This is a genomic window from Pseudomonas stagnisoli, assembly GCF_048595745.1.
GTDB lineage: Bacteria > Pseudomonadota > Gammaproteobacteria > Pseudomonadales > Pseudomonadaceae > Aquipseudomonas > Aquipseudomonas alcaligenes_A.
This window is the reverse complement of sequence record NZ_CP184361.1, coordinates 2,469,960-2,482,273: the sequence shown is the minus strand read 5'-3', so window position 1 is coordinate 2,482,273 and position 12,314 is coordinate 2,469,960. Positions and strand designations below refer to the sequence as shown.

Genomic DNA, 12,314 nt, shown 5'->3' with positions numbered 1-12,314 from the left:
GGCATGATGCACAGCACACGCATGATCACCCTCGGTTTCTGCGCCAGCCTGCTGGCTGGCCAGGCCCTGGCGGTGAATACCGATGTAACGCCCAAGTCCTACCGGGTCAGCAGCGCACCAGTCGAGCCGCTGCAACTGGATGCACCGAAGCTGCCCGACCTGACGCCGTTCACCCCGGCGGCAGTAGAGGCCAGGATCGAGCGCAAGCCGGCAGCCCGCGTCAGCGTGCGGCGCATGATCGGTCTCGACCAGCTCAGCGAGTTCACTGGCGGCGACGAACGCCTGCGTGAGTGGGTGGTACGCCAGGGCGGCATGCCCGAGGCGATCCTGGTGGAGGGCGGCTACATCACGCCGGCCGGTCTGGCCAAGGCGCTCGGTGCCGAGCAGCTGCGCGAAACGGCGCCGGGTGTCTATCTGTTGCGCCGGCCGCTGGTGGTGATGCCGGGCGCGACCCTGCATATCGATCAGGCGACCAAGGATTTCCGCCTCTCCAGTGACCGTGGCGCCTTTCTCATCAACGACGGCAAGCTGTTCATTACCGATAGCCGGGTTACCGCCTGGCGCGAGAAGGAAGACCGTCAGGACTGGTTCGAGAAGACGGGGCGCTTCCGTCCTTTCATCAACGCCTGGGGCGGTACCGAGACCTACGTGGTCGGCTCGACCATCTCCAGCCTCGGCTACACCGAGAGCAAGTCCTACGGCTTCTCGATATCCCAGTACAGCCCGTCGATGCACCCGAAAATGCAGCGTGGCCACCCCACCGGCTGGCTGCTCAACTCGCTGTGGGACGACATGTGGTACGGCTTCTACTGCTACGAGGCCGACGACGTGGTGATCCGCGGCAACACCTACCGCAACAACCTGGTCTACGGCATCGACCCACACGACCGCTCGCGGCGCCTGATCATCGCCGAGAACACCGCCTACGGCACGGTGCAGAAGCACGGCATCATCGTCTCGCGTGAGGTCAACGACAGCTGGATCTTCAACAACCGCTCCTACGAGAACAACCTCTCCGGCATCGTTATCGACCGCAGCAGCGTGAACAACGTCATCGCCTACAACGAGACGTACCGCAACAAGTCCGATGGCGTGACCATCTACGAGAGCGGCAACAACCTGCTGTGGGGCAACAAGGCCTTCAACAACGAGCGCCACGGCATCCGCGTGCGCAACAGCATGAACGTGCGCCTGTACGAGAACCTGCTGGTCGGCAACGGCAAGCTGGGGGTCTACGGTCACGTCAAGGACCTCAGCAACACCGACCGCGACATCCTGCTCGACCCTTTCGAAACCAACATCTCCATGCTCATCGTTGGCGGCAAGCTGGTGGCCAATGCCTCCGGCCCGCTGGGCGTGGATTCGCCGCTGAGCCTGGAGCTGTACCGGGTGGAGATGCTGTCGCCGACCAAGAGCTCCGGCATCGTCCTGCCCGGCATTCTCGGCCCGCATCAGGACAAGATCCTCGACCTGCTGGTACGCCAGAACAAACCGGTACTGATCGATTACCTCGGCAACGACAAGGAGGTCACGCGATGAGCGCGCCCCGTACGCTCGCCGCCATCCTGGCGAGCCTGCTGACGGCTTCTGCGGCCGCGACGCAACTGCCCGAATACCATATCGAGCGCATCGACCGGCTGTGTCCGGCGGCGGCTGATCCGGCCAGCTACAACACCAAGAAGCTGGATTTCCATTACACCCTGATCGATGGCCAGGACAGCTGGCTGTTCCGCACCAAGAACGACCTGCGTACCGACATCGGCACCACGCCCGAAGGTTATGCCCAGCTCAAGCGTTTCCGCGATGCCCTGAAGGCCCGTGGGGTGGAGTTGCTGGTGGTGTTCCAGCCGACCAAGGGTCTGGTCAACCGGCGCAAGCTGACGCCGGAGTGGCAGGCCCGCTTCGACTGGGAGACGGCCCGCGCCAACTACATCAGGACCATCGAGGAGTTCCGCCGGATCGGCATCTGGGCTGCCGACTACTCGCCGCTGTTCGACGAGCAGAATCAGGAAACCGACTTCTTCTTCAAGGACGACCACCACTGGACGCCACGTGGCGCCCAGGATGCCGCCCGCCTGACGGCCGAGGTGCTAAAGCAGATTCCGGCCTACGCCGACATGCCGAAGAAGGAGTTCGTCACCAAGCGTGTCGGCATCCTCGGTAGCCCCGGCAGCTCCGGGGAGGCCGCAGGTGAGCTGTGCGGCACCAGCTATGACACCGAGTATGTCGATCGCTTCGCTACCGAACCGGCCGATGAAAGCAGTGGCGATAACCTGTTCGGCGACGAGTCGAGCCCCGAGGTGGTGCTGGTCGGCACCAGCAACAGCGGGGTGGCCTACAACTTTGCCGGCTATCTGGAGCAGTACAGCGGCGTGCAGGTACTGAACATGGCGGTTACCGGCGGCGGCTTCGAGAGCGCCATGTTGCAGCTGCTGGCCAGCGAGGAGTTCCAGAGCAAGCCGCCCAAGGTGATCGTCTGGGAGTTCGCGACTCACTACGACATGTCCCTGCGCGACTTCTACCGCCAGGCCGTACCCATGGTCGACAACGGCTGCGTCGGCCAGCCGGCGCTGCTCAGCGGCAAAGTCAAGCTGCAGCCGGGCAGCAACCAGGTATTGCTCAACGGTGTCGGCGGGCTCAAGGAGCTGCGCAGTGCCGATCACATGGTCGATCTGCGTTTCAGTGATTCGAAGATCCATGAGGCGCAGACCCGGCTCTGGTACTTCAGCGGGCGCAAGGAGGGCTACAAGCTGGAGCAGAGCGAGCGCATCGACACCGGCGGGCGATACCTGTTCGAGCTGCGTGACGATGCCGACTGGGCCGACCTGACCCTCATGAGCCTGGAAGTCGACGCCCCCGAAAACATGCCCGCAGGTCTCAGCGTCGAGGCCACCGTGTGCCAGCGTCGCGACGCCGGCAGCCCGCAGCTGGCGGTCGGCCGATGACCACCCTGAACAACTCGATCCCTCCGGCTCTGGCCGGTGTGGAGCCGTGCCGCCTTACCTGGAGAAGCTAGGATGGTTTTCTCGTCGAACGTGTTCCTGTTCCTGTTCCTGCCGATCTTCCTCGGCCTGTACTACCTGTGTGGCAATCGCTACCGCAACCTGCTGCTGTTGGTTGCCAGCTACGTGTTTTATGCCTGGTGGCGCGTGGACTTCCTGCTGCTGTTCGCCGCGGTGACCTTGTTCAACTACTGGATCGGTCTGCGCATCGGTGCCCATGGCATCAGGACCCGGTCAGCACAGCGCTGGCTGATTCTCGGGGTAGTGGTCGACCTGGGGGTGCTCGGCTACTTCAAGTACGCCAATTTCGGCGTGGAGAGCTTCAATGCCATCATCGCCTCGTTTGGCATGGACCCCTTCGTCGTCACCCACATACTGCTGCCGATCGGGATCTCCTTCTACATCTTCGAGTCGATCAGCTACATCATCGATGTCTACCGTGGCGACACTCCGGCCACCCGCAATCTGATCGATTTCGCCGCCTTCGTGGCGATCTTCCCGCACCTGATTGCCGGGCCGGTGCTGCGTTTCCGCGACCTGGTGGATCAGTTCAATCACCGTACCCACACCCTCGACAAGTTCGCCGAAGGCTGCACGCGCTTCATGCAGGGCTTCATCATGAAGGTGTTCATCGCCGACAGCGTGGCGCCCATCGCCGATCACTGCTTCGCGCTGGAGAATCCCAGTACCGCCGACGCCTGGCTCGGTGCGCTGGCCTACACGGCGCAGCTGTACTTCGACTTTGCCGGCTACAGCAGCATGGCCATCGGCCTGGGGCTGATGATGGGTTTCCGCTTCATGGAAAACTTCAACCAGCCCTACATCAGCCAGTCGATTACCGAGTTCTGGCGGCGCTGGCACATCAGCCTGTCCACCTGGCTGCGCGACTATCTGTACATCAGCCTGGGCGGGAACCGCGGCAGCACCTTCAAGACCTACCGCAACCTGTTCCTCACCATGCTGCTCGGCGGTCTGTGGCATGGCGCCAACTGGACCTTCGTGATCTGGGGCGCCTGGCATGGCATCTGGCTGGCCATCGAGCGTGCTCTCGGCGTCGATGCCGCGCCACGGCGCCTGTTCCCCTGGCGCCTGGCCTTCACCTTCCTGCTGGTCATGCTCGGCTGGGTGATCTTCCGCGCCGAGAACGTCGAGGTGGCCTGGCGCATGTACACCGCCATGTTCAGTTTTGCCGACTGGCGCCTGTCCGAGCTGACCGTGGCCCAGCTCACCAGCCTGCAAGTCGCCACGCTGCTGCTGGCCTATGCCGTGGTGCTGTTCAACGGCCTGCGCCAGTTCTACGGCAACCCGCTGGCGGCGAAGGCACCGGCGGCAGCTGCCGGCGCCGCAGCCGACGCCGGCGTGGCCGTGCCGTTCAGTACCTCGGCCATGCTGGTGCGGGCCTTCTGGCTGGCCTTGTTCCTGGTGTCGGTATTGAAGCTGTCGGCACAGAGCTTCTCTCCCTTCCTGTACTTCCAGTTCTGAGGAGGCCGACCCATGAAACTCAGTCTCAATCTGTTCTACAGCCTGGCCTTCATCCTGCTGATGCTGCTATTGGCGCTGGCGTCCGTACCGGCCGCACTGAGCTTCTCGGCGGCAGCGCAGACGCCTTGGCTCAATGGCAAACTGGCTCTGGCCTTCGAGAAGCACTACGACAAGGGTTTTCCGCTCAAGGAGCTGGGCACCAACGCCTGGGCCGCCCTGGAGTACGGCCTGTTCGGCGAGGGCCGCCCCGGAGTGGTGGTCGGTCGTCAGGACTGGCTGTTTACCGACGAGGAGTTCAAGCCCGCTGTCAGCGCCAGCCAGCTGGACGACAACTGGCGCCTGATCGCCGGCGTGCAGCAGGAGCTGCAGCGCCGTGGTATCGACCTGCAGCTGGTATTGCTGCCGGCCAAGGCACGCCTTTACCCGGAATACCTGGCCGAGCAGCAGCCCGTGCTCCAGCAGCAGGCACTCTATGCCCAGGCCCGGCAGCGCATGCAAGCGCTCGGGCTGCCGGGGCCGGACCTGCTGGCTGCGCTGCAGGCCGCCAAGGGCCGCGAAGCGGTGTTCCTGCGCACCGATACCCACTGGACACCCCATGGCGCGGCGGTGGTGGCCCAGGCCGTGGCCGAACACCTGCGTCGCAGCGGCCAGTGGCAGGGCGGCGAACTGAGCTACAGCACCCAGGTCAAGGGCCGCGAGACACACAAGGGTGACCTGCTCAGCTACCTGCCGCTGGAGCCTTATTTCGCCGAGATGCAGCCGCCGGCCGAGGAGCTCGAGCAGCGCAGCACTGAGTTATCCAGCGAGGCCGGTGGCGATCTGTTCGGCGACAGCACGCCGCAGCTGGCGCTGGTAGGCACCAGCTACAGCGCCAACGCCAAGTGGAACTTCCTCGGCGCATTGCGCCAGAGCCTGGGTAGCGATCTGTACAACTACGCCGAGAATGGCCATGGCCCGCTGGTGCCGATGTTGCGCCTACTGGCCAAGGGCGAGGCGGAAACCGCCGGCCTGCGCCTGGTGCTCTGGGAGGTTCCCGAGCGCTATCTGATGATGCCCAGCGATCTGTCGGAGTTCGACCCGCAGTGGCTGGCCCAGCTGCGGGCCGGTTCGGGTGGTGTCGATCGCCTGGCCATCCAGCGAGCCGCGGATTCCGTCGCGGCCCACAACCACTAAGGACGACCATCATGAAAAACGCCCCGATCCGCTCACTGACCCTGGCCATGGGCTGCCTGGGCCTGCTGGCCACTTCTGTCGCTTCCCAGGCCAACGAGGGTGGCCTGTACGGGCCCACCGCGCCCGCTGGTTCGGCTTTCGTGCGGACCTACAATGCCGGCTCCAGCGAGCTGGACCTGAGCCTGGGCCCGGTCAGCATCAAGGATGTCGCGCCGCAGGGCTCCAGCGACTTCAAGTTCCTCCCGGCCGGCAGCTACAGCGCCAGCGCCGCCGGGCAGAGCCTGCCGGTGACGCTCAAGTCCGACCAGTACTACACCCTGGTACAACTACCCGGCGGCAAGCTGAGCCTGGTCGAGGACCCGGCCTTCAAGAACCGCCAGAAAGCGCTGGTGCGCCTGCAGAACCTGTCCGACACCCCGGTCAGCCTGAAGACTGCCGACGGCAAGACCGAAGTGATCCAGGCCGTGGCCGGCCAGGGGCGCGGCGAGCGCGAGATTAACCCGGTCAAGGTGCGTCTGGCGCTGTTCGCCGGCGAGCGCAAGGTGGGCGATCTCAGTCCGCTGGTTCTGGAGCGCGGCCAGGTGGCGGCGCTGTACGTCACCGGCAGTGGCGCCAGCCTGACGCCGGTGTGGGTGCAGCGCCCGGCGGGCGCCGAGTGATGCTCGCCCCGCGAGGCTGCCGGTCGCTGTCTGCCGCGGTGCTGAGCGCACTGCTGGCAGGCTGCTCGCCGGCGCCAGAAAGCGCGGCAGGCCCGGCGCTGGTGGCGCCGAGCGGCTACTACCGGGCGGCCCCGGCCGCCCAGGGCAAACCGCGCGAGTGCGAGGCGCCGCCGCCAGCCTATACCGGCGTGCTGGACTTCCCCAGCAAGTACGAGGGCTCGGACAAGGCGCGCGACAAGCTCAACCCGGCGGCCGAGCGGCGCTACCTCAAGCTGACGGGCGACATGCGCGAGATGGAGAAGGGCGTCAACGTCATGGTCGGCCGCTACTTCAAGTACGGGCGACCGCAGGAAGTGGCTTGTGCCATGAGCTGGCTGGCCAGCTGGGCCGAGGCCGACGCGCTGCTCAGCGAGGAGTACAACCATACCGGCATGTCGGTGCGCAAATGGACGCTCGGCAGCCTGGCTGGCGCCTACCTACGCCTCAAGTTCTCAGCCTCGCAGCCCTTGGCCGCAAACGCCGAGCAGGCGCAGCAGGTCGAGCGCTGGCTCGGCCAGCTGGCTGACCGCGTGGTAGCGGACTGGAACGCCTATCCCAAGGAACGCAGCAACAACCACAACTACTGGGCCGCCTGGTCGGTGATGGCCAGCGCCGTGATTCTCGACCGCCGCGACCTGTTCGACTGGGCGGTGGGGCAGTACCGCCATGGCATGGCCCAGGTCACCGCCGACGGCTACCTGCCACGCGAACTGGTGCGCGAGACCCGCGCGCTGTCCTACCACAACTACAGCATCGGCCCGCTGCTGATGGTGTCCGCGTTCGCCCAGGCCAACGGCCTGGACCTGCGCGAAGAGAACGACGGCGCCATGCGCCGCCTGGTCCGCACCCTGGAGGCGGGCCTGCATGACCCGAAGCTATTCCAAGAAAAGACCGGCTACCCGCAGGAGGCCGTAGGCCTGCAGCAGAGCAGCCGGTTCGCCTGGCTGGAGCCCTACTGCGTGTTGTATCCGTGCTCGCAGAGCACGGACGCGTGGCGGCGCTCCCTTGAGCCGCTGAGCAGCTATCGGCTCGGCGGTGACATGACCCAGCTGTTTTCCGGGCAACTGCCTTGAGGTTGGTCCTGATGTACGCGCTTCCTCGTGAGGCGTGGCAACAGATTTAAACGGATATTGAATGGAGACAAACCACATGATCCCGGTGATTCTTTCTGGCGGTAGCGGCTCGCGCCTCTGGCCCTTGTCGCGCAAGTTGTATCCCAAGCAGTTCCTGGCCCTTACCGGCGAACACTCGCTGTTCCAGCAGACCTTGCAGCGTCTGGCCTTCGAGGGCATGCAAAAGCCCGTGGTGGTGTGCAACCTGGAGCACCGCTTCATCGTCAACGAGCAACTGGCGCAGATCGGCCTCGGCGCTCAGGCCATGCTGCTTGAACCCTTTGGCCGCAACACCGCGCCGGCCGTGGCCATGGCGGCCCTGCAACTGCTCGGCGAAGGACGCGACGAGCTGATGTTGATCCTCCCGGCCGACCACGTGATCGACGACGAGCTGGCCCTGCGCAAGGCGCTGGAGCTGGCGCGGGTGGCGGCCGAGGAGGGCGAGATGGTGTTGTTCGGCATTCCCGCCAACAGCCCCGAGACCGGCTTCGGCTATATCAAGGCGGCGCGTGGCGAGGGCGGTGACGACCTGGTGCCGGGCGCCTACCGCGTCATGCAGTTCGTCGAGAAGCCCGATGCCATGCGCGCCGCCGAGTTCGTGCGCAGCGGCGGCTATTACTGGAACAGCGGCATGTTCCTGTTCCGCGCCAGTCGCTACCTGGACGAGCTGCGGGCCTACGAGCCGGACATCTACGACACCTGCGTGCTGGCCCTGGAGCGCAGCAAGCTGGCCGGTGGTGCGTTGACCATCGACGCTGGCACCTTCGAGTGCTGCCCGGACAACTCCATCGACTACGCGGTGATGGAGAAGACCTCGCGCGCCTGCGTGGTACCGCTGGCTGCCGGCTGGAACGACGTGGGCTCCTGGTCCTCGCTTTGGGATGTGCACGAGAAGAACAGCGATGGCAACGTGCTCAAGGGCGATGTCGTCACCCATGGCAGCCACAACAGCTTCGTGCATGCCACGTCCAAGCTGGTGACCCTGGTCGGCATGGACGACGTGGTGGTGGTGGAAACCAAGGACGCGGTGATGATCGCCCGCAAGGACGCCGTGCAGGACGTCAAGAAGCTGGTCAATACTCTGGATGCCAAGGGCCGCCAGGAGACCCAGAGCCATTGCGCCGTGTACCGCCCGTGGGGCAGCTACGACTCGGTTGACAACGGCGTGCGTCACCAGGTCAAGCACATCACCGTCAAACCCGGCGCGCAGCTGTCGCTGCAGATGCATCATCACCGCGCCGAGCACTGGATCGTGGTGTCCGGCACGGCCCAGGTGACCTGTGACGACAAGGTGTTCCTGCTCACCGAGAACCAGTCCACTTACATCCCGATCGCCTCGGTGCACCGCCTGGCCAACCCCGGCAAGATCCCCCTGGAGATCATCGAGGTGCAGTCCGGCAGCTACCTGGGCGAGGACGACATCGAGCGTCTGGAGGATGTCTACGGCCGCACACCGGTCAAACCGGTATCGGTCGGCTGAAAGCACGGGGGCGGCCATTGAGCCGCCCCTTGCGTTTTGCGCCCGTCGGGGCGCGCCGGGGCTTTCCGAGTCCGCTATCATGCGCGGCCTGAGGAGAACCGCCGATGAATACCCTACTGCTGCACTGCCGTCCCGGTTTCGAGGGCGAGGTCTGCGCCGAGATCAGCGACCAGGCCGCGCGCCTGGGCGTGGCCGGCTATGCCAAGGCCAAGCCGAACAGTGCCCATGCCGAATTCACCTGCCTGGAGCCCGGCGGCGCCGAGCGCCTGATGCAGGGCCAGCGTTTCAACCGGCTGATCTTCCCGCGCCAGTGGGCCCGTGGCGATTACCTGCAGCTGCCGGAGACCGATCGCATCAGCGTGCTGCTGCAGGCCCTGGCCAGTTACCCGGTATGCGGCAGCCTGTGGCTGGAGGTCTTCGATACCAACGACGGCAAGGAGCTGTCGAACTTCTGCAAGAAGTTCGAGGGGCCGCTGCGCAAGGCGCTGGAGAAGGCCGGCCGGCTGGTGGAGGACGCGAGCAAGCCACGTCTACTGCTGACCTTCAAGAGCGGCCGCGAGGTGTTTCTCGGCATGGCCGAGGTCGATAACCAGGCGCCCTGGCCGATGGGCATCCCGCGTCTGAAATTCCCGCGCGAGGCGCCGAGCCGCTCCACCCTCAAGCTGGAGGAGGCCTGGCATTTCTTCATCCCGCGCGAGCAGTGGGATGCGCGGCTGTCCGACGAGATGACCGGCGTCGATCTTGGCGCGGCCCCTGGCGGCTGGACCTACCAACTGGTTCGCCGTGGCATGCTGGTCACCGCCATCGACAACGGGCCGATGGCCGAGAGCCTGATGGACACCGGCCTGGTCACCCACCTGATGGTCGACGGCTTCACCTGGAAGCCCAAGCAGCCGGTGGACTGGATGGTCTGTGACATCGTTGAGAAGCCGGCGCGCACCGCGGCGATGGTCGAGGAGTGGATAGGTGGGGGGCACTGTCGCGAGGCGGTGGTCAACCTCAAGCTGCCGATGAAGCAGCGCTACGCCGAGGTGTGCAAGCTGCTGCAGCGTCTGCAAGACGCCTTCGCGGAGCGGCGCATCAAGGTCGCCATCGCCTGCAAGCAGCTCTATCACGACCGCGAGGAAGTGACCTGCCATCTGCGCCGCCTCTAGGGCCATGCATCAGGCCCACAGCCGTCAACAGTCGCCCGTTTTTGGAGTAACCCCATGTCCCTGCAACCCGACGCCATTCTCGACGCCAGCGGGCTCAACTGTCCCGAGCCGGTGATGATGCTGCACAACAAGGTGCGCGACCTACCGGCCGGCGGTCTGCTCAAGGTGATCGCCACCGACCCCTCGACCAAGCGCGACATCCCCAAGTTCTGCATGTTTCTCGGCCATGAGCTGGTGGAGCAGGGCGAGGATGGCGGCACCTATCTGTACTGGATCCGCAAGAAGGCCGACTGAACCGTGCCTTACTACTTCGCCTACGGCTCCAACATGAACCCCGCGCGCATGCAGGCACGCGGGCTGCGCGTCGAGGACACCATGGCGGCGCGGTTGCCGGGCTATGCGCTGAGCTTCGACAAGCGCGCCCACGACCACCCCGGCCGGGCCTACGCCAATATCCGTCATCAGCGCGACGCCGTGGTGGAGGGCGTGCTCTACCGTCTCGCCGATGAGCGCGAGATCTTCAAGATGGATGTCTTCGAAGGCACGCCGATCTTCTACAGCCGCGAGCGCATGGCGCTGCACACCGGGCAGGGCCAGATCGCGGCCTGGCTGTACGTGGCCAATCCGTGCTGGCGCAGCGAGGGCCTGGCCCCCAGCCGCGCCTACCTGGCGCATCTGCTGGCCGGTCGCCCCTACCTGTCCGAGCCCTACTGGGCGGCGTTGGCCGCCACTCCCGCGCTCGACGACTGAGGCTCGGCCCTACGCGCGAATATGCCGCCGCGCGCTGCGCGCCAGGCGGATGCCGAGCAGCACGGCCGCGCAGGTCAGGCCCGCGACCAGGCCCTGCCACAGGCCGCTCGGCCCGGAGGGCTGGCCCAGCCAGTCGGACAGGCCCAGCGCATAACCCACCGGCAGGCCGATGCCCCAGTAGGCGAGCAGGGTGATCAGCATGGTCGCGCGGGTGTCCTGGTAGCCGCGCAGGGCGCCGGCGGCGGTGACCTGCACGGCGTCGGAGAACTGGAATAGCGCCGAATACACCAGCAGGGTGGCGGCCATGGCGATCACTTCCGGATCGGGGCTGTAGATGCGCGCGATCGGCTCGCGCAGCAGCATCACCAGGCTCGCCGACAGGCAGGCATAGGTCAGCGCGGTACCCATCGCCACGCCGGCGGCGAAGCGCGCGTCACGCGGCGCGCTGCGCCCCAGCGACTGGCCCACGCGCACGGTGGCGGCCATGGCCAGCGAGTAGGGGATCATGAAGATCATCGAGCTGAAGTTCAGCGCGATCTGGTGCCCGGCCACCACGGTGGCGCCAAGGCCGCCGATGAGCAGGGCAATCACCGAGAAGATGCTCGACTCGGCGAAGATCGACACGCCGATTGGCAGGCCGACCGAGAGCAGACGGCGGATCACCGGCCACTGTGGCCAGTCGAAGCGCAGGAACAGGCCGCTGGCGCGGTAGGCCGGCGCCCAGCGTACCCACCAGAGCATGCCCAGCAGGCTGCACCACATGACGATGCCGGTGGCCCAGCCGCAACCGACGCCGCCCAGCGCCGGCATGCCCAGCTTGCCGTAGATCAGCACGTAGTTGAGCGGGATGTTCAGCAGCAGGCCGCAGATGCCCAGCACCATGCTCGGCCGGGTGCGCCCCAGGCCGTCGCTGAAGCAGCGCAGCACCTGATACAGCGCGGTGGCCGGGAAGCCGCAGGCGACGCCGCGCAGGTAGCCCATGGCCAGGGCGCTGAGTTCGGCGTCCACGCCCATCAGGCGCAGCACCGGTTCGGCGTTCCACAGCAGCACCGCGCACAGCGTGCCGATGGCTAGCGCCAGCCACAGGGCCTGGCGCACCAGCGGTCCGTTCTCGGCCTCCTTGCCGGCGCCGAAGCGCTGCGCTACCTTGGCCGTGGTGGCCAGCAGGGTGCCGTTCATCAGCAGGAACACCGGCACCCACAGCGAGTTGCCCAGCGCCACGCCGGCCAGGTCGCGGGCGCTTACGCGGCCGGCCATCACGGTGTCGACGAAGCCCATCGAGGTGTAGGCGAGCTGCGCGATGATGATCGGCGTGGCCAGCGCCAGCAGGGCGCGGATTTCGGCCAGGGTACGGGCCGAGCGGGAGAGGGCGAGCATGGTGGATCCGGCGGGAGATGCAGAAAGGCGCGTTAGTCTAGCCCTGTCCGCCTGGTCAGAAAAGCTCGGCTTACCCGGCAGGTGGC

11 protein-coding genes are annotated in these 12,314 nt (G+C 66.0%); 10 read left to right on the top strand and 1 reads right to left on the bottom strand.

The annotated features are described in order from the left end of the window. Positions 1 to 6 precede the first annotated feature (6 nt). From algG to ACOAPY_RS11835, 10 genes are all read left to right on the top strand, one after another. Complete coding sequence (algG, locus tag ACOAPY_RS11880; RefSeq protein ID WP_465156788.1) at positions 7 to 1,539, top strand: mannuronan 5-epimerase AlgG; 1,533 nt, start codon at positions 7 to 9, stop codon at positions 1,537 to 1,539. Further along, complete coding sequence (locus tag ACOAPY_RS11875; RefSeq protein WP_465153403.1) at positions 1,536 to 2,945, top strand: alginate O-acetyltransferase; 1,410 nt, start codon at positions 1,536 to 1,538, stop codon at positions 2,943 to 2,945. The genes algG and ACOAPY_RS11875 overlap by 4 nt, the downstream gene beginning before the upstream one ends. Before the next feature lie 72 nt (positions 2,946 to 3,017). After that, positions 3,018 to 4,484, top strand: coding sequence for an MBOAT family O-acyltransferase (locus tag ACOAPY_RS11870; protein WP_465153402.1), 1,467 nt, complete (start codon positions 3,018 to 3,020; stop codon positions 4,482 to 4,484). A 12-nt stretch (positions 4,485 to 4,496) separates the two neighbouring features. Further along, positions 4,497 to 5,657 carry an alginate O-acetyltransferase gene (locus ACOAPY_RS11865; protein ID WP_465153401.1) on the top strand — a complete coding sequence of 387 codons (1,161 nt, stop codon included), beginning with the start codon at positions 4,497 to 4,499 and terminating at the stop codon, positions 5,655 to 5,657. Between the two features lie 11 nt (positions 5,658 to 5,668). Continuing rightward, positions 5,669 to 6,316 carry an alginate O-acetyltransferase AlgF gene (locus tag ACOAPY_RS11860; RefSeq protein WP_442962413.1) on the top strand — a complete coding sequence of 216 codons (648 nt, stop codon included), beginning with the start codon at positions 5,669 to 5,671 and terminating at the stop codon, positions 6,314 to 6,316. After that, the gene (locus ACOAPY_RS11855; RefSeq protein WP_465153400.1) at positions 6,316 to 7,428 is read left to right on the top strand and encodes a mannuronate-specific alginate lyase; all 1,113 of its coding nucleotides are present in this window, start codon (positions 6,316 to 6,318) and stop codon (positions 7,426 to 7,428) included. Before ACOAPY_RS11860 ends, ACOAPY_RS11855 begins: the two co-directional genes overlap by 1 nt. A gap of 76 nt (positions 7,429 to 7,504) precedes the next feature. Beyond that, the gene (locus ACOAPY_RS11850; RefSeq protein ID WP_465156786.1) at positions 7,505 to 8,947 is read left to right on the top strand and encodes a mannose-1-phosphate guanylyltransferase/mannose-6-phosphate isomerase; all 1,443 of its coding nucleotides are present in this window, start codon (positions 7,505 to 7,507) and stop codon (positions 8,945 to 8,947) included. Between the two features lie 104 nt (positions 8,948 to 9,051). Then, positions 9,052 to 10,101, top strand: a complete 1,050-nt coding sequence (rlmM, locus tag ACOAPY_RS11845; RefSeq protein ID WP_465153399.1) for a 23S rRNA (cytidine(2498)-2'-O)-methyltransferase RlmM — start codon at positions 9,052 to 9,054, stop codon at positions 10,099 to 10,101. Between the two features lie 54 nt (positions 10,102 to 10,155). After that, positions 10,156 to 10,395 carry a sulfurtransferase TusA gene (tusA, locus tag ACOAPY_RS11840; RefSeq protein WP_021699775.1) on the top strand — a complete coding sequence of 80 codons (240 nt, stop codon included), beginning with the start codon at positions 10,156 to 10,158 and terminating at the stop codon, positions 10,393 to 10,395. Positions 10,396 to 10,398: 3 nt separating this feature from the next. After that, a complete protein-coding gene (locus ACOAPY_RS11835; RefSeq protein ID WP_222931724.1) occupies positions 10,399 to 10,851 on the top strand; it encodes a gamma-glutamylcyclotransferase family protein in 453 nt (150 codons plus the stop codon). Positions 10,852 to 10,860: 9 nt separating this feature from the next. Here ACOAPY_RS11835 and ACOAPY_RS11830 read toward each other — a convergent pair whose 3' ends face one another. Next, entirely contained in the window at positions 10,861 to 12,228 is a 1,368-nt protein-coding gene (locus ACOAPY_RS11830; protein ID WP_169920016.1) for an MATE family efflux transporter, read from the bottom strand. Between the last annotated feature and the right edge of the window lie 86 nt (positions 12,229 to 12,314).